General features: G+C 40.9%; 22 protein-coding genes and 3 tRNA genes. 14 read left to right on the top strand and 11 right to left on the bottom strand.

The window, feature by feature from the left end:
* Positions 1-157: 157 nt before the first annotated feature.
* The 7 genes from FTU09_RS02055 (at position 158) to FTU09_RS02025 (ending at position 3,262) form a co-directional block, all read left to right on the top strand.
* Positions 158-916 (top strand): Nif3-like dinuclear metal center hexameric protein, encoded by a 759-nt coding sequence (locus FTU09_RS02055; protein WP_180079460.1) that lies wholly within the window; start codon positions 158-160, stop codon positions 914-916.
* 180 nt (positions 917-1,096) lie between these two features.
* Positions 1,097-1,723 carry a superoxide dismutase gene (locus FTU09_RS02050; RefSeq protein WP_026438302.1) on the top strand — a complete coding sequence of 209 codons (627 nt, stop codon included), beginning with the start codon at positions 1,097-1,099 and terminating at the stop codon, positions 1,721-1,723.
* A 146-nt stretch (positions 1,724-1,869) separates the two neighbouring features.
* Positions 1,870-1,945 (top strand) — tRNA-Asn (locus FTU09_RS02045).
* 6 nt (positions 1,946-1,951) lie between these two features.
* Positions 1,952-2,027, top strand: a tRNA-Asn gene (locus FTU09_RS02040).
* A 217-nt stretch (positions 2,028-2,244) separates the two neighbouring features.
* On the top strand, positions 2,245-2,547 hold the full coding sequence (locus FTU09_RS02035; RefSeq protein ID WP_004971899.1) for a hypothetical protein: 303 nt from the start codon (positions 2,245-2,247) through the stop codon (positions 2,545-2,547).
* A gap of 117 nt (positions 2,548-2,664) precedes the next feature.
* A tRNA-Asn gene (locus FTU09_RS02030) sits at positions 2,665-2,740 on the top strand.
* 78 nt (positions 2,741-2,818) lie between these two features.
* Positions 2,819-3,262, top strand: a complete 444-nt coding sequence (locus FTU09_RS02025) for a DUF2726 domain-containing protein (protein ID WP_004971902.1) — start codon at positions 2,819-2,821, stop codon at positions 3,260-3,262.
* 16 nt (positions 3,263-3,278) lie between these two features.
* Here FTU09_RS02025 and FTU09_RS02020 read toward each other — a convergent pair whose 3' ends face one another.
* The 4 genes from FTU09_RS02020 to glnA all read right to left on the bottom strand — a co-directional run bounded on the left by FTU09_RS02020 (position 3,279) and on the right by glnA (position 6,737).
* The gene (locus FTU09_RS02020; RefSeq protein WP_004971904.1) at positions 3,279-3,536 is read right to left on the bottom strand and encodes a hypothetical protein; all 258 of its coding nucleotides are present in this window, start codon (positions 3,534-3,536) and stop codon (positions 3,279-3,281) included.
* A gap of 196 nt (positions 3,537-3,732) precedes the next feature.
* Positions 3,733-4,611 (bottom strand): 4-hydroxybenzoate octaprenyltransferase, encoded by an 879-nt coding sequence (gene ubiA, locus FTU09_RS02015; protein WP_178318581.1) that lies wholly within the window; start codon positions 4,609-4,611, stop codon positions 3,733-3,735.
* 14 nt (positions 4,612-4,625) lie between these two features.
* Complete coding sequence (locus FTU09_RS02010; RefSeq protein WP_004971911.1) at positions 4,626-5,114, bottom strand: chorismate lyase; 489 nt, start codon at positions 5,112-5,114, stop codon at positions 4,626-4,628.
* A gap of 207 nt (positions 5,115-5,321) precedes the next feature.
* Entirely contained in the window at positions 5,322-6,737 is a 1,416-nt protein-coding gene (glnA, locus tag FTU09_RS02005; protein ID WP_171287402.1) for a type I glutamate--ammonia ligase, read from the bottom strand.
* Positions 6,738-7,612: 875 nt separating this feature from the next.
* Between glnA and FTU09_RS02000 the strand changes: the two genes are divergently transcribed.
* The 5 genes from FTU09_RS02000 to folE all read left to right on the top strand — a co-directional run bounded on the left by FTU09_RS02000 (position 7,613) and on the right by folE (position 11,437).
* Positions 7,613-8,197: an aminodeoxychorismate/anthranilate synthase component II gene (locus FTU09_RS02000; RefSeq protein ID WP_004971915.1), complete on the top strand. Its 585-nt coding sequence runs from the start codon at positions 7,613-7,615 to the stop codon at positions 8,195-8,197.
* 17 nt (positions 8,198-8,214) lie between these two features.
* Positions 8,215-9,261, top strand: a complete 1,047-nt coding sequence (trpD, locus tag FTU09_RS01995; protein ID WP_004971918.1) for an anthranilate phosphoribosyltransferase — start codon at positions 8,215-8,217, stop codon at positions 9,259-9,261.
* Between the two features lie 21 nt (positions 9,262-9,282).
* Positions 9,283-10,089 (top strand): indole-3-glycerol phosphate synthase TrpC, encoded by an 807-nt coding sequence (gene trpC, locus FTU09_RS01990; protein ID WP_104853201.1) that lies wholly within the window; start codon positions 9,283-9,285, stop codon positions 10,087-10,089.
* 16 nt (positions 10,090-10,105) lie between these two features.
* Positions 10,106-10,795: a Smr/MutS family protein gene (locus tag FTU09_RS01985; protein WP_104853200.1), complete on the top strand. Its 690-nt coding sequence runs from the start codon at positions 10,106-10,108 to the stop codon at positions 10,793-10,795.
* Positions 10,796-10,888: 93 nt separating this feature from the next.
* The gene (folE, locus tag FTU09_RS01980) at positions 10,889-11,437 is read left to right on the top strand and encodes a GTP cyclohydrolase I FolE (RefSeq protein WP_171062567.1); all 549 of its coding nucleotides are present in this window, start codon (positions 10,889-10,891) and stop codon (positions 11,435-11,437) included.
* A gap of 98 nt (positions 11,438-11,535) precedes the next feature.
* On the opposite strand, the gene FTU09_RS01975 is transcribed toward folE, so the two are convergent.
* From FTU09_RS01975 to hemE, 5 genes are all read right to left on the bottom strand, one after another.
* Positions 11,536-12,891 carry a diguanylate cyclase gene (locus FTU09_RS01975; protein WP_104853199.1) on the bottom strand — a complete coding sequence of 452 codons (1,356 nt, stop codon included), beginning with the start codon at positions 12,889-12,891 and terminating at the stop codon, positions 11,536-11,538.
* 105 nt (positions 12,892-12,996) lie between these two features.
* Entirely contained in the window at positions 12,997-14,946 is a 1,950-nt protein-coding gene (locus tag FTU09_RS01970) for a DUF4105 domain-containing protein (protein WP_179990135.1), read from the bottom strand.
* A 93-nt stretch (positions 14,947-15,039) separates the two neighbouring features.
* Complete coding sequence (locus tag FTU09_RS01965; RefSeq protein WP_104853198.1) at positions 15,040-15,510, bottom strand: DUF3015 family protein; 471 nt, start codon at positions 15,508-15,510, stop codon at positions 15,040-15,042.
* 237 nt (positions 15,511-15,747) lie between these two features.
* On the bottom strand, positions 15,748-16,569 hold the full coding sequence (locus FTU09_RS01960) for a DUF817 family protein (RefSeq protein WP_179991124.1): 822 nt from the start codon (positions 16,567-16,569) through the stop codon (positions 15,748-15,750).
* 72 nt (positions 16,570-16,641) lie between these two features.
* Positions 16,642-17,712, bottom strand: a complete 1,071-nt coding sequence (hemE, locus tag FTU09_RS01955) for a uroporphyrinogen decarboxylase (protein WP_004971944.1) — start codon at positions 17,710-17,712, stop codon at positions 16,642-16,644.
* Between the two features lie 271 nt (positions 17,713-17,983).
* Between hemE and FTU09_RS01950 the strand changes: the two genes are divergently transcribed.
* A complete protein-coding gene (locus tag FTU09_RS01950) occupies positions 17,984-19,228 on the top strand; it encodes a L,D-transpeptidase family protein (protein ID WP_004971948.1) in 1,245 nt (414 codons plus the stop codon).
* A gap of 202 nt (positions 19,229-19,430) precedes the next feature.
* The gene (locus FTU09_RS01945) at positions 19,431-20,123 is read left to right on the top strand and encodes a pirin family protein (protein ID WP_180079459.1); all 693 of its coding nucleotides are present in this window, start codon (positions 19,431-19,433) and stop codon (positions 20,121-20,123) included.
* 138 nt (positions 20,124-20,261) lie between these two features.
* Here FTU09_RS01945 and FTU09_RS01940 read toward each other — a convergent pair whose 3' ends face one another.
* Positions 20,262-21,317 (bottom strand): ArsO family NAD(P)H-dependent flavin-containing monooxygenase, encoded by a 1,056-nt coding sequence (locus tag FTU09_RS01940; protein WP_373424807.1) that lies wholly within the window; start codon positions 21,315-21,317, stop codon positions 20,262-20,264.
* Positions 21,318-21,557: 240 nt separating this feature from the next.
* Positions 21,558-22,430, bottom strand: a complete 873-nt coding sequence (locus tag FTU09_RS01935) for a transporter (RefSeq protein ID WP_179993561.1) — start codon at positions 22,428-22,430, stop codon at positions 21,558-21,560.
* Positions 22,431-22,455 lie beyond the last annotated feature (25 nt).

The following is a 22,455-nucleotide window of genomic DNA, read 5'->3' as shown; positions in this document are numbered from 1 at the left end:
TCTAAGTAAATTTTTTTTGATGATTAAGTCATTGAATGAGCTATTGTAAAACGAAACACAAATAGAAACATAAAAAAGCCCAATAGTTTTGTCTTGCTTTAGTTACAATACAAAATATGTTTTGATATTGGCTAAATATGAGCAATTTGAGAAAGTTATGGCGCAGCTAAAAGAAATTATTCAATGGTGTGATCAAACTTTAAATACACATGAATTTAAAGATTACGCGCCCAACGGTTTACAAATTGAAGGTAAGTCTGAAGTTCAAAAAATTTTATGTGCAGTGACTGCCTCTCAAGAGGCTATTGATGCTGCTATTGCCCAAAATGCAGACTTACTGTTGGTACATCATGGCTATTTTTGGAAAGGCGAACCTTACCCAATTACAGGCATGCGCGGTAAACGCATCAAAAGTTTAATCCAGCATGATATTTCTTTGGTGGGTTATCACTTACCGCTCGATTCACACCCAAGTCTAGGCAATAATGCTGCCATTGCTGAATGTTTGGCATTAGAAAATTTGCAAGCCCTAGACCCGAGTGAACGTCATCCTATTGGCAATATTGGTTTTTTAAAGCAAGCCATGAGTGCAACTGAATTTCGTGACTATCTCACAGCACGTTTAGGCTTTAATACCATTCATCTTCCTGCCGAAAAAAGTCAGATTCAAAAAGTTGGGTTCTGCACGGGTGCAGCACAAGATTTTATTGGCAAAGCCGCAGAACAAGGTTGTGATGCCTTTATTTCGGGCGAAGTCAGTGAACGCACCTATTATGAAGCCAAAGAACTAGGCGTGCATTATTATGCATGCGGGCATCATGCGACTGAGCGCTATGGCGTGCAACGACTCGCAAAAGCTATTTCAGAACAGTTTAATATTGAGTATAGTTATTTTGAATTAAATAACCCAATTTAATACACCGTTTCACCCAACGATTTCACTTAAATGACATCTGTGTTTAACATAGTCTTTAGATGTATACATTCGAGTCTTATTCTGTATGGTTATTTATACCTAATGCGCAATTTATCTCGAAATCTATTACAATAGAGCCACTTAATGTTAAAACCCAGCAAAATGCAAGGAATTGAAAACATGACAACCATTACTTTACCAGCTTTACCGTACGGTTACGAAGATCTTGCTCCACACATCAGCAAAGAAACTTTAGAATTCCACCACGACAAACACCACAACACTTATGTTGTGAACTTGAATAACTTGATCGCGGGTACAGAGCTTGAAGGTAAAACTTTAGACGAAATCATCAAAGCAACTGCAGGTGATGCTGCTAAAGCTGGCGTATTCAACAACGCAGCGCAAGTTTGGAACCACACGTTCTACTGGAACTGTATGGCGAAAAACGGTGGTGGTAAAGCTACTGGTGCTTTGGCTGCTAAAATTGATGAAGCTTTCGGTTCTTACGAAAAATTTGCTGAAGAATTTGCTGCTGCTGCAACAACTCAATTCGGTTCAGGTTGGGCTTGGTTAGTAGCTGACGAAGTGAATGGCAAACTTTCTATTATGAAAACTTCAAATGCTGACACACCAATGGCGCACGGCAAAGTTGCAGTATTGACGATTGACGTTTGGGAACACGCTTACTACATCGACTTCCGTAATGCACGTCCTGTTTACATCAAAACTTTCTTAGAAAGCCTTGTAAACTGGGATTACGCAAATGCGAAATACGCAGGTCAAGATGCTGGTGTAGAAAAATAATTTCTATTTTTCTGTAGAAAAACTGCTCTTTATGGGCAGTTTTTTTATTTTTGCAGATGAAATGAATATTTATAAAGCAAACAATACATTTCTGATGATGAACGTGTTGACGACTTAAACTTTCATCCCTAAAATGCCCCACAGATTCTCCAATAGCTCAGTCGGTAGAGCGACGGACTGTTAATCCGCAGGTCCCTGGTTCGAGCCCAGGTTGGAGAGCCAATCTATTCTCCCATAGCTCAGTCGGTAGAGCGACGGACTGTTAATCCGCAGGTCCCTGGTTCGAGCCCAGGTGGGAGAGCCAAGATTCTAAAAATCCCACGCAGTATGACGTGGGATTTTTTTTTGCAATTTTTATTGTTTTTATAGTGGATATGATGTTCTAAACGAATGGAACAGGCCTCACTCTCCCCTTAAATCAAAATTAAAACCATACAGTGAAGATCGGGCTATCCCCTCTTGTGATGACTCTATTTTTTCGCTAACTTAGGTTCATCAACAACAATAAAACTTGAAAGCCCATGCAAGCGCCTTGGTTAAAATCCCTGATTTTTTGGACAATTCTGATTGTGGTGATTTTTGCAATTTTTCAATGTACGCAAAAATCTGAAAGCAATAAAACTGCTGCGACACTCATGTATGAACGTCTGTATCAATGCAGTCGTGATCTGAACGCACAACAACAAGCCACCTTAAAACAAATTCAAAGCCAAGTGAAAACAGAAATGACTCAGCAAGAGATGCTGCAATTAATTAACTTATGTCGTAAAACCAACCCACCACAGACACGCGAAGATTATATAAAAGCCATTCAAGCACTCTAAAAACTGCGTTGAAACAAAGCTAGATGATTATTTTTAAAGCAGTTAATCTATAATTACGGTTTTTTTTCAATTCCAGCTTGACCAAAAACAGATACCCACATAGAATGCGTGTCAGATTCTCCCATAGCTCAGTCGGTAGAGCGACGGACTGTTAATCCGCAGGTCCCTGGTTCGAGCCCAGGTGGGAGAGCCAAAATTCTTAAAAAACCCACGCATTATGACGTGGGTTTTTTATTCCTGCTGTTTAGGGTCTAACGACACCGCATCATCTATGTTTGAATCCAGTCAATCGACTTTCTTGCTTATTGGCAGCTTGGCTAGCCTTGCCCTGTTTATCTTAATTTTTAAGCAATTATTTTTCCCCAAGAAAAACTTTTATCCTAAACCGATGATGACTGCTTTTGAACGCAGAATGTTTATGCGTTTAAAACAAGCTTTTCCTGAGCATCACATCTTGGCACAAGTGGCGTTTAGCGCATTAATCACCAACAACCACTATAAAATTCGTGCGCTGTTTAATCGTAAAGTGACTGATTTTGTGATCTTAAATGCAGAAATGCAGGTCATTGCAATTATAGAGTTAGATGACCCCTCACATATTGGCAAAGAACAGGAAGATGCAGAACGGGATGCAATGTTTCACGAGGCAGGTTATCGCGTTGTCCGATACACCGAAATTCCGAGTATCAGACAATTGCAATCAGATTTGAGCTGAAATCATCAACTCGATATTAAGGTGTAGCTTCTGAAGCGGCTTGTATCTGACTGGCCTGCTTCGCTTGTTGTTCTGCAGCTTCACGCGCTTCAATACGCGCAATAATTTCTGCCTGCTGTTGTTTATATTTTTCCTGATTTTTAGCATCACTATTAACTGCTAAAAATGCCATGCTAACCAAGAAAATAGGAATCAACAAACCTAAGCTTGCCAAGAAAATCATCTTTTTTAGGCTTGGCTTTTTTGCAGGTGCTTGCTGTTCAGACTGTGACATCATCTATTCCTAATTCAAACTTCAAAATGAGGCTCAATATATCAGAATAATGCTGATTGTGCTTTGTGCATAAGTACGCACGTTCTAATGCTCAGTTTAATTTTTAACAGCAAAAATTGATCAGCGATCGAATAAAAAAGCACCTGACCAAACTACCATCAGATGCTTTGCTCAGTTTTTTATCGCACAGAAATATTTACATTAAAGCCAATACAATTCCCACAAAAATAATCAGCCCTACCCAACGGTTATGACGAAATGCCCAAAAACAGCGTTGCGGGTCTTTATCTTTGGTTTTACTCCATTGGTATATAAAGTCTGCAACCACAACCAGTAATGCCGCTAAACCAAACGGAATCAGTAAATTTTCTAACCACAATGCCGTACCAATCAAAAGTACACTGCCCGCTTGCAACAATGAAATAATTTGAATGTCATAGCGACCAAATAAAATTGCGGTAGATTTCACCCCAATTTTCAAATCATATTCACGGTCTGTAATTGCATATTGAGTGTCATAAGCCACAGTCCACGCCAAATTGCCAAAATACAATAACCAACAAGTAAGATCAGGCGTTGCACCTACAGCGGTATAAGCCATAGGGATAGACCATGAAAATGCCGCTCCCAAGAACACTTGCGGTAAATGAGTGTAGCGTTTCATAAATGGATAAATAAACGCTAAAAATAATGCCCCAAATGACCAATAGAAAGTTTCAATTGGTAAAAATAACAACATGGCTGCGCTTAGTGCAACCAAACCTAAGAATACATAAATGGCTTCTTTGGCACTAATCACACCCGTGGCTAAAGGACGTGTTTTGGTACGCTCTACATGACCATCCACCTTACGGTCAGCAAAGTCATTAATGGCACAGCCTGCAGCGCGCATAAAAATTGTGCCCAGAATCATAGGGATTAATATCCCGATAGACGGCATGCCCTGATTAGCAATCCACAAGGCCCACATGGTTGGCCAAAACACCAGTTCTGTGCCAATCGGTTTATCGAAACGACACAAATAATAATATGCTTCTAAACGCTCACGCCACGTGATCTGCTGTGCCAATGCCATACCAATCTCGTATCTTAATGTTGTTGAATAAATTGCTCAAAACGCGGTAAAAAAGTTTCTTGCACAATAAATTTACAGCCATGCCAAGTATAGCAACTCTGTCGTGTCCAGCCTTCATCGAGCAAAACCACACGCCTTTGACACAACGGATTGGTACGCTGAAATAAAAACCAGCCAATGGGTTTATTGCCAATATGCTGAAATAAACGGGCTTTGCTTTGCAAACTTAGAATCGGAAAAATACTTTTGGCTTTGACCCATGGCTGTTCATCACACCCATATAAATAGCTTTCACGCACCCATGAAGTGTGCCAATGTGGCATTTGCATCCACTGGGCATCTTGTAAATTTAAACGCTGAAAAGATTGCTGCAGTGGTTCAACTTTAAATTGTCCGCCTGCGAGCTGAGTCAGTTGTTGGGTCAAAGAACCTGCTGCATATAGCCATGTTTTTAATTCAGAAGGCAGATTTGCCTGCTTGGGAAAAATAGGCTGTGTTCGCATGTTCCGCCACCTTAACAAGATAGCCTAGTGTAGCCCAAATTTAGGCAAAGTTTTGTGACCGATGGCGCAATTCCCTGCAATTATCCAAAAAAATTAAGCGAATTCTTATATTTTGATAAAATCCATGCCAATTCAAAACCATGATTGCACCATCTAAAACAAAAAACCCGCCGAAGCGGGTTTTTCAAATTTAAGATTTTTGATGTATTACAAGCTGTAGTACATATCAAATTCAACTGGGTGAGTCGTCGTGTTCAAACGACGTACATCTTCAGTTTTCAATTCGATATAAGCATCAAGCATGTCTTTGGTGAATACACCACCTTTTAATAAATAGTCGTGATCTTCTTTCAAAGCATCAAGCGCCATTTCTAGGTTGTGTGCCACAGTTGGGATTTTTGCTTCTTCTTCAGGCGGAAGGTCATACAAGTTTTTATCTGCAGCTTCACCTGGGTGAATCTTGTTTTGAATACCGTCAAGACCCGCCATCAACAATGCCGCAAAACCTAAGTACGGGTTCATCATTGGATCAGGGAAACGCGCTTCAATACGTTTGCCTTTCGGGCTAGACACGTAAGGAATACGAATAGATGCAGAACGGTTACGCGCTGAGTAAGCCAACATAATTGGTGCTTCAAAGTGCGGTACTAAACGCTTATATGAGTTGGTCGATGGGTTAGTCAACGCGTTCAAAGAGCGGGCATGTTTGATAATACCGCCAATGAAGTACAACGCCATTTCTGACAAACCTGCGTATTCATCGCCTGCGAATAAGTTTTTGCCATCTTTAGAGATAGACATGTGTACGTGCATACCTGAACCATTATCGCCTACCATTGGTTTAGGCATAAAGGTTGCAGTTTTTGCATATTGATGCGCAACGTTCCAAACTGCATATTTGAACTGTTGCACTTCGTCAGCCTTACGCACCATAGTATTGAAGCTCACACCAATTTCTAACTGGCAAGATGCAACTTCATGGTGATGTACTTCTACACGACCAGGCCCCATGATTTCTTCAATTTTTGCACACATATCTGCACGCATATCTTGAGAAGAATCTACTGGTGGTACTGGGAAATAACCGCCTTTCACACGTGGACGGTGACCTGAGTTACCAGCTTCGTAGTCTTTACCTGTAGACCATGCAGCTTCTTCAGCGATTAATGTGTGGCGCGCGCCAGACATATCGATGTCCCATTTTACTTCGTCAAATACAAAGAATTCTGGTTCTGGGCCAAAGAAAGCAGTATCACCAATACCTGTCGATTTTAAATATTCTTCAGCACGGCGAGCAATAGAGCGTGGATCGCGGTCATAGCCTTGACCTGTCGATGGTTCGATAACATCACATGTTACAACCACTGTTGGTTCTGCAAAGAACGGGTCAATAAAACCTGTGTTGGCATCTGGGCGTAAGATCATGTCTGATGCTTCGATTCCTTTCCAGCCTTCAATTGAAGAACCATCAAACATTTTACCGTCTTCAAAGGTATCTTCATCGATACTGTCTGCAGGATAAGTTACGTGCTGCTCTTTACCCTTAGTATCTGTAAAGCGGAAATCGACCCATTTTGCACCACTTTCTTGGATGAGTTGAAGGACCTTGTTCGCCATGCTCATTTTGCTCCGATGTTTTTTGTTGCACCCGAAAGTGCGTGTTAGTAGTTGGCAGTTATTAAGCAATTAGCGTACCAACTTTTAAAAGCAAAGCTAAAACCATGAATTCCGTATGAGAATACATCATTTAAAAAAATTACTTTGTCTCTATTATACTGTCAGAAATACGATTTGCACCATATTCAAACACTGTTCATTTGATTTGATTTAAAACTGCAAAACATAGCACCATTTTAGTGCATTTATGTTTTATTTCTGTTGAATTGTAGATCAAAAAATAGCTCAAACAGTATCTATGCAAGCATTTTGCTGTGCCATGGTTGTATTAAGCAATGCAAATTATCCGACCAATCTTAAACAACACTTTATTTTTTATTGAGCAAAAATAATAAGATCGTTTAAAAATCCTAAACCTGTATTATTTTCGATCAAACTGATTGAAAATATCTATACTGCAGATTTGTATTTTCTATCGAAACGCTGCACTCAAACTACCTGACGTGAACCGCTAATAACATGCGCCATGATGCTACTTTTTAGCGCATTTTTTACGTTATCTATAAGTGTGAAGCTAAAATATGACTGGTGAATGACCCTGTTTGATCATGTGTTCATTTCTTTCAGATCAAACCTGAACATTGCGCAGCAAGCTTTGAAAATCTATAAATTGGTGAATGCGCTGATAAGCTTTAACAGGGATTATCATATAAATAGTCCGCAGAAAATGCTTATTTTTTGCTATGATGATAAGCGCTTCCTTATTCCACCTTCTTTTCGACAAGAAAAATAAAGTCCTTTCTCGTTATAGGCGCAGGAATAAAGCAAATTATCTCAGACTCTTTAGCACTTAAAGTGTTCAATTTTCAATAGGTTAGCTCATGCTTTTAATGATCGACAACTATGACTCTTTTACCTACAACATCGTCCAGTATTTTGGCGAGTTAAATCAGGAAGTAAAAGTCGTTCGTAATGATGCCGTGACATTAGAAGATATTGAGCGATGGCAACCCAAGTATTTGGTGATTGGCCCAGGCCCTTGTTCTCCATCTGAAGCAGGGATTTCTATTCCTGCAATTCAGCATTTTGCAGGCAAAATTCCGTTACTGGGTGTGTGTTTAGGACACCAAAGTATCGGACAAGCCTTTGGTGGAAACATTGTGCGCGCTAAAACCGTGATGCATGGTCGTTTATCGGATATGTACCACAGCAACACAGGTATTTTTAGCAATCTGCCTTCACCATTTTCTGCAACCCGTTACCACTCTTTGGTGATTGATCAAGCAACCTTGCCAGATTGTCTGGAAGTGACATGCTGGACCAAAGAAGCAGATGGTTCGATGGAAGAAATTATGGGCGTGAAGCACAAAACTTTGCCTGTTGAAGGCGTGCAATTTCACCCCGAATCGATCCTGAGCCAACACGGTCATCAAATCTTTAAAAACTTTTTGGAAATTTACGCATAATGAGCGAGTCAAATCACATGAATATTCAACAAGCACTCAACCATATTACAAAACAAATTCACCTGACTCAGCCTCAAATGGAAGATGTGATGCGCGCGATTATGTCGGGCGAAGCAACAGACGCTCAAATTGGTGCATTGATGATGGGCTTACGCTTAAAAGGCGAAAGCATTGATGAAATTACTGCTGCTGCACGTGTAATGCGTGAATTTGCCATCAAAATTGATGTCAGCGATATTCCTTACCTCGTAGATATTGTTGGTACAGGTGGCGATGGTCAAAACCTATTTAACGTATCTACCGCCTCTTCCTTTGTCATTGCAGCTGCAGGTGCAACCATTGCCAAACACGGTAACCGTGGGGTTTCAACCAAATCAGGCTCATCTGACTTACTTGAGCAAGCAGGCATTAATCTTGATTTAAACATGCAACAAACTGAACGCTGTATTCGTGAAATGGGCGTAGGTTTCTTGTTTGCACCGAATCATCACAAAGCCATGAAATATGCGGTTACCCCGCGTAAAGAGTTGGGTATTCGCAGTATTTTCAACTTGCTTGGGCCATTGACTAACCCTGCGGGTGTAAAGCGTTTTGTCATTGGGGTGTTTAGCAATGAATTATGCCGCCCGATTGCAGAAGTGATGAAACAGCTCGGTGCTGAGCATGTCATGGTGGTGCATTCTAAAGATGGTTTAGATGAAATTAGCCTTGCTTCGAGCACTTATGTTGCAGAACTCAAAGATGGTGAAATTACCGAATGGGAACTTACCCCTGAAAGCGTGGGAATTGAATCTCAAACTTTAACAGGACTGATTGTAGAAAACTCTGCTGAAAGCTTGAGTTTGATTAAAGATGCTTTAGGCAAAAACAAATCAGATAAAGGCGAAAAAGCGGCCAATATGATTGCACTCAATGCGGGTGCGGGTATCTATGTTTCGGGTCTAACTACAAGCTACAAACAAGGTGTCGCTTTGGCACATGACATTATTTATGGTGGACAAGCTTTGGAAAAAATGGGCGTGTTGTCTGAATTTACCAAAACGCTCAAACAGTACGAAGCATAAAGCAAATCAGGAAGGTGCATCATGGTGGATATTAGCAATACCATTTTAGGTAAAATTGTAGAACGTAAAAAAGAAGAGTTTGCCGAGCGTTTAAAACAACGCAGTTATGCAGACCTAGAACAATTGGCACGTGCAGCAACACCTGCACGTGGCTTTGCACAAGCCTTGCATAACAAACGCCCAGCGGTGATTGCGGAAATTAAAAAAGCATCACCATCTAAAGGCATTATTCGTGAAAACTTTGACCCTGCCGAAATTGCACAGCAATATGAAGCCGCAGGCGCAGCCTGTTTATCTGTGCTGACTGATGTCGATTTCTTTCAGGGTGCAGATGAAAATATTCAGATTGCCCGTTCACACTGTAACTTGCCTGCTCTGCGTAAAGATTTCTTGATTGATCCGTATGGTGTGGTAGAAGCACGTGCCTTACACGCAGACTGTGTGTTATTGATTGTGTCTTGCCTATCTGACCAACAGTTGGAAGAAATGTCGGAAACGGCTTTTGAACATCACTTAGATGTGTTGGTTGAAGTGCATGATGAAAATGAATTGGAACGTGCTTTGAATCTTTCAGAGCGTTGTATTTTAGGGGTCAATAACCGAAATTTAAAAACCTTTGAAGTCGATTTAAACACCTCATTGCGTTTAAAAAACTTGTTGCCGCCTGCGCGTTTATTGGTCACTGAAAGTGGTATCGCCACACCAGAAGATGTCCGCATGATGCAAGACCATGAGATTCACAGTTTCTTGGTCGGTGAAAGTTTTATGAAACAAGCACGTCCTGACCATGCCTTTACGGCACTGTTTGGTCAGCCTGAAAATCTATAATCCAATTTGAAATACCATGAGTAAACATGATTCTTCGCTTTCTAAAGAACAGTACAATTTACTAAAATCTTTTAAAAAGCAAATCACTCAGCCTCATACTTCAAGCATTGCCAAGCCGTCTGAACCCAAAGTTCAGACGCCTGAGCAACAACAGGAAGATGATCTCGCATTGTTTCGTCAGCAAATGCAAGGCGTTCAAAAAATGGACGCAGGCAATATTGCAAAAATCGAACACACTGCCAAGAAAAAACCAGATGCCCAAACGCTGGCCAAACGCGCAGCAGCCATAGGCCCTATGGAAACCGATGATACCTTGCTGTCCGATACGCAAGCCATGCTTAACCCTGTGGGCAGCCAAGCTTCGCTGAGCTATCGCATTGCAACTTTGCAACATAAAGTCTTTGAAGATTTAAAAGCAGGCAACTTACGCTGGTTTGAAGCTGTTGATTTGCACGGTTGTACGGTAGAAGAAGCGCGGGTAGCCGTTTTGCAAATCATTCAAATGGCTAAAGATGAAAACCAGAACGTGATTAAAATTGTGCATGGCAAAGGCCCTGAAGCCATTTTAAAAACTTATGTAAATGGCTGGCTGCGTCAGCATCGTGATGTTTTGGCTTTTGTGAGTGCGCCTGAAAAACAAGGTGGCACTGGTGCAGTTTTAGTGTTGCTTAAACGCAGCGAAAAGAACCCAAAGTTTAAACAGTAATCGGTTTCATCTTTTAAACAAGGCATTGCAATAGTTTTCTGTTACAATGCCGACCTTGTTCAATATCAGTGTAAGTGAACACGTCTTATGTCTATGCAGCAATCCTACGCAAACATCCTAACCGCCGTTGGTGAAGATCTTAATCGTCCAGGTCTAAAAGATACGCCGATGCGTGCTGCTAAAGCTTTTTCGTATTTAACTTCGGGCTATAGCCAAACCTTAGCCGAAGTGACCAATAATGCCGTATTTCCATCCGACAACCGTGAAATGGTCTTGGTGAAAAATATTGAGTTCTACTCACTGTGTGAACATCATTTATTGCCATTTTATGGTCGCGTGCATATCGCCTATTTACCTGAAGGTAATGTTTTAGGCTTGTCTAAATTTGCCCGTATTACCGAAATGTTTGCACGTCGTTTGCAAATTCAGGAAAATCTGACTCAGCAAATTGCGGAAGCTGTGGCTGAAGTGACCAAAGCACGCGGTGTTGCTGTGGTGATTGATTCAGCCCATATGTGCATGATGATGCGCGGTGTAGGCAAACAGGAATCGACCACACGTACCGTATCTTTTGTAGGTGACTTTAAAACAGATAAAGAAGCCCGTCGTGAATTTTTAAGTGCGGTGCCTGAGAGTTTTTAAATTGTGGCTAAGTTCCTCAATCAAATAAAAAATCCCGAAATTTATGTTCGGGATTTTTGGGTTTTAGATTAAAAAATTAGCTTGATACATCTTCAGATTCAACCTACAGACACATTGTTGCGTCCATTATTTTTTGCCATATACAAGGCTTTATCCACTTCTTCAAAAAAACGTTGATAGTCTGGATGCCCATCATATTCATGCACACCTATACTAATGGTAAAGTTAAATTCTTCACCTGTTGATGTTTTTAATGTGGCTTTTTCGACACGTTTACGAATATTTTCAGCGACTACCAAGGCACGATCAATGGTGGTATCAATCTGTAACAGTAAAAATTCTTCGCCGCCAATTCGGAAGGCATAGTCACTGCCTTTTGCATATTGCAAAATCACATCAGCTAAAAACTGTAATGCATCATCTCCTGCTGCATGTCCATAACGGTCATTGATTGATTTAAAATGATCGGCATCTATCGCCAACAATGTTAAAGGCGAATTATTTTTTCGTGAAAAATTAATTTCACGGGACACGATGGTATTTAAATAACGGCGGTTGAGCAGTTGAGTTAAGGCATCATTGCCTGAATTGATATATTCAGACACCTGAAAAATTTGATCGACTAAATGCAAAATTTCACGATTCTTGGCACGAATGGATTGAATCATTTCAATTGCCTGTGCCTGACTTTCACATTGACCAATTTTCTGAATTAATTCATCCACCTGATAAATAAATTCAGTAATAGTTTGTACTTGTTCCGAACTTGAAAATGCATAAGCCGCTTTATGAATAAACCATAAACCAAATTCTGTTTTAGATAAAATCGGTTGCGTCATTTTGGTGTGATCGGACACCACCTGAAACATCAGTTCATTTTCCCAATCCAGCAAAGTTCCGCGTTGTCGATCTTTGTGCACGGCAACATCTTGCATGGCAGAAAATAAGCGATAGGTATGTTTCATATCATTATGTACTTCGACCTTCATTTCATAAGATCGGCACATAATTTCTGTGGCAAAGCATAAAATTTGGCTTAAATAATTAAACTGATTTAAGTTGCTATTGGCTTCTGTTGCAAAAAACTCAAAAGCCTTTTTTATAATAACGCGCACACCACGAATAATCAGCCAAGATGGAATTTGTACACGTGCATGCACATCGCCCACTTTAAATTGCTTTTCTACAATCTCGTTATAATTGTGTTGAAACGGAACTTCAAAACTGGAAATTAGCCACTGATATAAAGAGTTTTTTAAGCGATTCTTCACCATCTCTGCAGACAAAAATTCTGTCGCATGTTCTTCAAGCAACATTTGCTGATAGAACTCGATCACAAAATCTTCTGCATGTGCTTGAATAAACTGGAATGTCGCTTGCAAATCTTCTGGCTTAAATTGCTCGCAAATTGACTTCCATTGCTCTGCAAGCTCATGCGTACACTCTTGATACATCCACAACAACCCAGCCAAAAGAAACTGCTAAATTTTAACGGGTTTCACCAGCAACTCAACTTGTTTAGCTGGTTTTTTACAATTCAGTATAAATTCAACAGCTCTTTAAAAAAAATGCACATAGCCTAAACTGGTCTTGTTCCAGTCCTGTTTGTCCTGTTGTTGATATTCCCAACCCAATCGCAACACATGCTGCGGGTTGAGTACATATTGCAACTGGCTGTTCAGCTTAAATTGCCATTGGTGACGATCTTCCCAATACGGTAATTCAAGCTGAACCAAACTATTCATGCGTGCTGACCAGATATTTTGACAACCCAGTGTTGGGCCAATTCCAACACGCCAGCCTTTGTCTAAAGCCTTACCCGCTTGCACATGATTTTGAATTTGCACATAACACAAATGTTCACGCGCTTGATTAGCCACGCTATAACCAAACTGTGTTTTTAAACTTAAAACACCATGCTGTTCCGTTTCGCTAAAAGCCCCGTGCGAATTCAGGGCTTCTTGCTGCCAACCCAAATTAAAGCCCCAACTAAGTGGTGTTTTAAATGCGGTCATTGGGTTATAAGAGTTCACCGAGAGTAAATCTAACTGATTCAGTTTTAAGCGGTCTTCACGATATTGCACAGAAGCTTCTAAAAAGTTGAGTTGCGTCCCTGTACGAAAACCACCTTGCGGATCAAGTAAGTCATGGTAAGCCTGTCGATGACTCAACTCTACAAAATGCTCGCCTTGCACCTCGCCAGTACGCACAGCAAAGCTTCGTGCATGATGCCCCTGCACAGGATCGACCTGAGGGCGTGCGACATCCTGACGTTGTTTTTCTAAATTGATCTGACTTCTTAAACTTAAAATTTGTCTCAGTCGCGGTTGTGCAATTTTGGCTTCAATTTTGCGTCCAATCAGTTTCAGATACAAATCGTCATAAGCCATTTCCAGAATTTTAGCTTGATCGATTTGGCTGTGATTTTGCAAAACTGCCGCCACATTTTCAGGTTCTGCTTCGGCCACTTGATGGGCAGTTTTTGCCAACGCTGTGCCATGTTGTCTAGCTTGCGCCAATAACTGAGTTTCCAAAGCAGGACGATAGACAACATCTGCCACTAAATTTTCCTGCTCTACAGCTTTTAGTGTTTCAATTGGAATAGATGCGACTCTAAACTGCTGCTGTAAATTCAGCTCAGGGCGCACCAAATCCATTAAACCCAATAAGCGATAGGCACAATTATCACTGATAAAATAATACGGAAATTGCACATGCTTCATTTCCCAAATGTGCTGCACTAAAAATGTGGTTTCCTGCTCATTCAGTGCCAGTTCATATTCCCACAAATCTCGGCTTTCTAAATCGCCATATTCTTTTACTTTGCGGTAATACGGCATCAGTGAATATTCACCCGGATATTGCCCTGTAAGTCCTTTCCATGCATAAGACCAACCTTCGCTGCCCGTTACCGTTGCTGCATAATTGACAGCATAAGAAATTAAATTCAGTTGTTTTTGATCTTTTGGGTCTAAGCGCAATAAAGTATGCCCAAACATAGAACTTGGATTGCCCATAAAGTCTGTGGCATAAATCAGCACTGCTTTATAAGGTTTAATTTGTCCAATCCATTCGTCCAATTCAGGACATTGCACCTGTGCCAAATCTTGTTGAGGAATTTGTAATTGTTCAATTAACCAGCGGCTACGTGCAGGAAATTTACACTGCACCGATTGATTGGCAGGCGCTGTTTCAAATAATGCCTGCACATTGCGAAGTAACTCTTGGTTTAAATTGCTTCCGCCTTGTTCCGACACAAAATAGCCTGCATATTGCACTTCACTTTTGCCTTGCTGCGCATACATTAAACGCTGCCAAGTCACCTGTTCTGCCAAGTGTAGGTCTTTGGCTTTTTGCACATAATGTGCGGAAGATATTGCTAATTTATTTGTATTTTGTACTGTAGAAGTGGCTGTAAGTGGCTGAATCTGTATTGGAGATATTTCAGGAGATAACGCAAAAACCGTAGGAGATAAAAAAACTAAACTACTTAAAATAATGGATTTCATGGACATTTTATAAATTTTATATACATATTCAGGCTTAAACGTATTCTTGTGCTATAAAAAAGCCCTGCGAATAATGCAGGGCTTTATTCAAACTTAAACGTATGCTTTTAAAACGTCATCATTCGCCATCACGCTCTGTAAAGATGCCAATACTTCTAAAGAAGTCTGGTTTTCTGCAGAATAAATAGATGCAAAGTTTTGCTTAGAAACCGCAAAGAAATGTGCTTTATCTTCTGCTTTAATGCTTAATAATTCAGCCAATACGTTCAAGCTTTCGCCTTCACCAACTGCCATATCGCGTGCCAATGTTTCAGCATTTTCATTGGTAAATGTCACAACTTGTGCAGTTACTGTACCTGTACCGCTACAACCTAAAGTACCAAATGTGATACCAAACAATTGGTTTGCAAAAATACCGTTTGTAGTTGCTGCTAAAATTTTTGCAACTTTGCCAGACTGACCTGCCCAAACTTGAGAACCGATACCACAACCTGCATCACGGTCTGCAAATGCTGCTGTAGAACCCACTGCCAAGACAGCAGCCAATGCTAATTTTTTAATCATCGCCTTACTCCAGAGATTTATTATTCGAAAAATTATGCTTCGAATCGTTATTCTTTATTGCTATGTGTAATTTTTATTACACTATTTTAAGATAGCGAGATGTCACTCAGAAGGCAAAACATTTATCACAAAATCAGGCATTATTTTTGTGCATTTTTGTAGCGTCGATTGGTTTTTAGCTTAAAGATTGGTCTTAAATTTGAAAATAGATTTTAGTGTTGAAGATAGCATTTAGATTTACAGCTGCTGTTGATCCTCAGTTTTCAGTGTCCACTGCCCTTCTGCATCGCGATAACCCAAAATTTTCATGACCAGAACCAGACTCAGTAACAGCAATAAATACCAAGAACCGAGTTTGCCCCAGCCGACCATGTGCCACGCATCGACCTGACTTGGATACAACCATATTTGATAAAAGGTGCTAATGTTTTCTGCGACCCAAATAATAAAAGCCAAAAGCATCAATACAGGCAACATTGGCAGTTGTAATTGAGACCGTTGTAATTGAAAACGAATTTTGGTTTTCCAGAAAATCACAACGCTCCACGCAAACAAGCCATAACGAATATCGGGGATAAAAAACTTGCTCATGAAGTTGATGTACGACAACACTGCCAAGGCCATCATATTGCTAAAAGTCGGCAAATTCCGTAAAGATACCCGATACAAACGCAAAGAACGCGCAAAGAAACTGCCAACTGCAGAATACATAAAGCCTGCAAAAAGCGGTACGGTCATAATTTTAAAGACAGCAGGTTGAGGATATTGCCACGATGCAATTTGTGGATGAGTTAAAAAAATTTCCATGATCATCGCTAAAATATGAAACAAAGCGATGACTTTGGCTTCTGCCCAAGATTCCAGTTTTAAATATAAAAGACAAACTTGAATAATTAAGGCATAGAATAATAAATAGTCGTAACGGAAAAATCCGAAATATTCCTGACTGCCCATTGATGCAGTGAGTGCAAATGCAATCAGCAATAAAATTCCAAATAAGGCAGCCGAAGCTGCCTTAGTCGAAAACTCAAGTCCTGACTTTAACCATGTTATCCACATGATCTGACAACCTGACCGAAGCTGAGATTACACCTATACATCTACAAATGATCCATCTATATCATTGTGCGATTATAGATATTTGGCACTGTATTCATGTACCGTGTCGATAAATACTTTAGGACGTTCAGGGTCTACCCACTGGGTAATACCATGCCCTAAGTTGGCTACATAACCTGTTTTTTCACCATTGGCATAGGCATCATCCAGCATCGCACGTGTTGCTTTGGCAATTGCTTCAGGTGAACCGTACAAAGTGGCTGGGTCTAAGTTACCCTGCAATGCGGCACGACCACTCACCGTTTGACGTGCGACATTTAACGGTGTTGTCCAGTCCAGACCAAAAGCATCTGCACCTGTTGCAATCATTGGCTCCAGCCATTGACCGCCACCTTTGGTAAATAAAATAACAGGGATTTTACGTCCATCTTTTTCACGTTGCAGACCTGACACAATTTTCTGCATATAGTGGAGTGAAAATTCAAGATATTCACGATGGGCCAATGCACCGCCCCAACTATCAAAAATTTGTACTGCCTGTGCGCCTGCATCAATTTGTGCATTTAAGTATTCGGTCACTGCATCGGCCAAACGGTCTAATAGTGCATGTAAAACTTCAGGCTGTGCGTACATCATGTTTTTGGTGAAACGGAAATCTTTGCTTGAACCACCTTCAACCATATACGTTGCCAAAGTCCATGGACTACCTGAAAAACCAATTAAAGGCACTTGTCCGCCCAAAGCAGAACGAATGGTCGATACTGCATTCATGACATAGTCTAAGTCTGACTTGGCATTAAATTTAGGTAAATTGGCAACGTCTTGCTCGGTACGCACCGTTTTATGAAACTTTGGCCCTTCGCCTACTTCAAAATACAGACCTAAGCCTAATGCATCGGGTACAGTTAAAATATCTGAAAATAAAATCGCAGCATCTAATTCATAACGACGCAAAGGCTGTAAAGTCACTTCACAGGCAAATTCAGTATTTTTGCATAGAGAAAGAAAATCTCCTGCCTGCGCACGTGTAGCACGATATTCTGGTAAATAACGTCCTGCCTGACGCATCATCCATACGGGCGTGCAATCTACTGGCTCACGTAATAAGGCACGAAGAAAACGATCATTTTTTAAGGTCGTCATTTACTTTCCCAACTCATTTTCAATCTTGCAGCCATCATATCAAAAAGGTTGAAGTTTTAATAACTTCATTTCTTGCTCGTCTTTTCAGCCTATTCTAAGTGTTCAAATTCAGCTTACGTTTATGTGAAATACATCACACAAACAAAAGTCACTGTAAAATTGGGGTTATCTTGCATATTTACACAAAACAACTACTGCATCTCCTTAGTTTTTCTGCAATACTTGGCTAGTTTTTATCTATGTAAATGAATAATTCTCAAGGTTGAATTACATGTTGGTTCGCACAATACTCGCAATGAGTTTAAGTTGCATTTTTGCAGGGACTACTTTTGCTGCATCTACTGCTGAACAACCGTTAAATCCACAAGTGATTAGCAATACCGCTATTGAAGATCCGATTGATCCTTTAGCGACAGAAGCATCGGCTGCACAAAATAATCTAAATGCAACAGACACTGCTATTACGCAACAAGAACAAAATGATTTAAATAAGGCTTCAAAAACCTTAGATGATCTACACAAAACTGAAGATACCACTGCCGATGTAGGCACTGCACCAACAAAAAGCTCTGCAAGCCAAACTGCTACATCCAACACAGCAGCACCAAAAGCTTCATGGACTTTAGATGGTTTAAATAATGCCACTTGGTATGAAAATATTGGTAAAGGTCAGTTCCCTGTGTATGCACGTGCACACGTGATGCTGAACAATTCACATGCTTCTCCAGGTGCAATTGATGGCACTAGTGGTAAGAACACCCTAAAAGCAATTGCATCATTCCAGCAAATGAATGGCATTAGCCCAACGGGTATTTTAACCAAAGAAACTTGGGATGCGTTGGTTGCACGTCAAGGTTCACGTCCTGCATTTGTAGAATACACGGTTACTGAAGCGGACTTAAAAGGTCCTTATGCGAAATCTATTCCGCATGACTATGCAGAACAAGCCAAAATGAAAGGCTTGTACTACACCCGCGTAAGTGAAATGTTAGGTGAAAAATTCCACATGGATGAAAATTTCTTAAAGAAATTAAATCCGAATGCAACATTTAATAAAGTGGGTGAAAAGTTATTGGTGACCAACGTTCGCAATGACTTACCTGAAGACATTCACCTGATTGTGGCGCACAAAGGTGCAAAACAACTGTATTTGTTCAACAAACAAAACCAAATGGTCGGCTCATTCCCAGCAACCATTGGCAGTGCAGATACTCCATCGCCAACAGGTACTTATAAAGTGACAGGTGTTGCACCAAACCCATGGTACAGCTATTCACCAAGTAACTTTATTCAGGGCAAAAACTTAAAACCGCTGTCTTTACCACCAGGCCCTAACGGCCCTGTGGGGAATATCTGGATTGGTTTAAGTAAAAAATCATTCGGTATTCACGGCACACCAAACCCATCGACCATTTCAAAAACGGCGTCGCATGGTTGTATCCGTTTAACCAACTGGGATGCAAACGATTTAGGTCGTAAAGTACGTTCTGGCGTGACTGTAAAATTCCTTGAATAATCAGTGATCGCTTTAAACCGCAAAAGACCCACGTTTTTACGTGGGTTTTTTAATGCCGCGATAAAACTCTAAAATGTCTAGGTTCTGCAAAAAATCTACACATGTTGCAATTTTAGAACGGCATGTTGCAGTTCGCCTCTAGGTCGGCTGCGGTGAAAAGATTAAGATTAGTTCAAGTTAAAAAAATGATAGGAGCATTATCATGAATGCTTATTTACACCGTAGTGAAGATCGTGGTCATGTGAAAATGGGGTGGTTAGACACCAAACATAGTTTCTCTTTTGGTAATTGGTATAACCCGAAATATATGGGTGTTAGTGCCTTACGTGTCATTAACGATGACCGTATTGCCGCACATAATGGTTTTGGTACTCACCCACACGACAACATGGAAATTTTGACTTGTGTATTAAGTGGTACGATTTCCCACCGCGACAGCATGGGCAATGAACGCCATATTACTGCAGGTGAATGGCAGTTAATGAGCGCAGGTACAGGCGTTCAGCACAGCGAAATTAACAATGGTGATGAAGAAGTACACATGCTGCAAATTTGGATTCAGCCGAATGTACGCGATGCAGAGCCGACGTATCAGCAAATTCAACGTGACCCAAATACAGCACCCAACCAGTGGCATTTAATTGTCGGCCCGAATGACAATTCCCCAATGCACATTCGTCAACAGGCAGAAGTAAAAGCAGCTGTTTTAGAAACTGGACATCGTTTAGAAGTTACAGCAACACAAGCGGTAAACTATGTGCATGTAATTCGTGGTGAAATCACCATTGGCGAGCAAACAGTTAAAGCGGGCGATGCTTTGTTATTTGCTGATAATGCTGTGATTGAAGCAAAAGAAGACAGCCAGTTCATTTGGTTTGATTTACCAAAACAGTAAGTCCTGACTGTCACCTTATTATGATTGAGCATCTTTAATTTTTTGAGTTACCCTCTTGCCCTCTTCTACAGAGGGCTTTTTTATGGCTGAAATTGCATGATTCATTTTTTAAACACAGTTTTTGTCACGTTAATGACTTTACGCTGTTGTCTGCAAATACGCAGCAATTTGCTCTGCCACATTCCGTGCGGTTCGGGAAACACCAATTAAAGTTGCCGAGGCTGCGCCTGTCCAATCGCCATAACCAACCAACCATAAATTTTGCTGTTGTAACGCTCGATTTTCTAACACATCGACTGTGCCTTGTGCATTAACCACATTCAAACTTTGTAAATGCGACAATGCTGCCTTAAAACCTGTGCACCAAATAATGGCATCAATTTCCTGTTCGCGCCCATCTGCCCAAACTGCACTATGTTCGGTTAAATAGTCAAATGGCGGCAGACCATGTAATACATCACGTTGCCGTGCTTCTTTGACACTTGGAATCATCACAATATCGCCCAAACCACCGATCGGTTGTTCAATACTGCGACCTTCCTGCTGGGCTTTTAAGCGCTCCGTGGCACGTAAAAATAAAACCCGTCCATCTACATCGTCGGCTAAAAAACTTGGCGGTTGCTGTGTAACCCAAAAAGTTTCGGCCACTTTAGACACTTCTGCCAAAATTTGTGCGCCTGAGTTACCCCCGCCGACAATCATGACTCTTTTGCCCTGAAAAGCATTGGCATTGCGGTAATGAGCCGAATGAATTTGTGTGCCTAAAAAGCGTTCGCGTCCTGTATAAGCAGGAATAAAAGGCTGACTCCACGTTCCAGTAGCACTCACAGCGGCTTTGGCTCGCCAGCTTTGCTGTGCCGAACACACAATTAAATCATTGCCTTCCTTCAGGACTTTTTCGACCTGCACAGGACGCAGCACAGGAAATTGATAGCGTGTTTCATACGCTGTTAAATAGTCAATCACTTCTAATCGTTTCGGATATTCCTGTTCGGTTTTTGGCATTAACCAGCCGGACAAAGAACTCCATGTATTTGGAGAGAACAGCTGTAAAGAATCCCACGCATGTTGCCACGCACCGCCCGACTGCGTTTGATTATCCAAGATCAGAAAATTGATTTTTTGCCGTTTTAAAAAGTAAGCCGTGGCCAATGCTGCTTGTCCGCCACCAATAATAATTACATCGGCATCCATTATTTGATTCAAAATGGCTCTCCTGCTCGCAATACGCACCCTGTTGCTATGCCTAATCTTAGCGCATAAGTGCAACACGTGAGAGATTAAAAATTCAGTCCACCAAACTCAACTTATGGAAGCACGTAATTAGAAGCAAGCCATCTTGAAAAATGATGCTGCAAAAAAGCCAAGTCTTTCAACTTGACTTTGTTTTGTAAGATAGCTTGATGTGCAACACTGCAGAATCAGGTTCGGGCTTTAAAAAGCCCAAACCAATTTCAAAGTCGAAGAGTGTCCTTCAGGACGATGTTCCACTTCGGTTTCTTTCAAAAACTTTGCTTCCAAAGACCAATTATCACGTTTGTATTGAATCGCGGGACCAAAAGATAGAGCCTGTCCTTTATTGCCAATACTGACACCATTCACTTCATCATCTGTGGTTTGTTTAAATACATAACCTTCGAGTGCCAATTTGACTTGATCATTCAATTGATAACCGATTGCATAATCTCCAGCGAAATAATCCCCCGACTGATAATTTGTGTCGTCATTTTCACTGTTGAAGCTATAAGACATTTTGGTGGAAAACTCCCAACCTTGCGGCTGCAAATAAGAATACGCAAAGATAGGACGAATGGTGTTGTAGTTCTTACCTAAGTTGGCAACTACAGGACGTTGTGGATTGGCATCTTCATAATCGCCTGTTGCGAGCACACCTTCTAAAGCAGCTACACTGTGATGATTGCCTTTATGCCAACCCAACATGCTGCCAATAATCAAATCGCCCAAACCACTGTTAGAGTCTGACATGCCCATCACATTTAAACGCAAATCGACCAAAGGCTGTGCAGCATATAAACCCAACTGACCGCCTGCAATGTATTGGGGGGTCATCCATACCAAACGTGGAATATAGACATTCACATCGGCATGGAAATTGTCTGGGCCGTCTTTAAACTCACTGGCATGATAGTTCTGATAGTAGTTGAGTAAGTATACCCCAGCTGGTGGTAAAGCCCCTGCTGCAATGCCTTCTGCGCCTAATCCAAATGTATCTAAACCGTTTTCTGTTGCATTGACGTGTGTCGCCATGACACCCAAAAGCATGAGTGCCCAAATTTTGTTATTCATAGAACATCCTATTCAATAGAAGTTT

Source organism: Acinetobacter sp. YH12058, from assembly GCF_013419805.1.
Classification (GTDB): Bacteria; Pseudomonadota; Gammaproteobacteria; order Pseudomonadales; family Moraxellaceae; genus Acinetobacter; species Acinetobacter towneri.
Note: the sequence above shows the minus strand (reverse complement) of the source record. Positions and strands in the feature narration are given on the sequence as shown.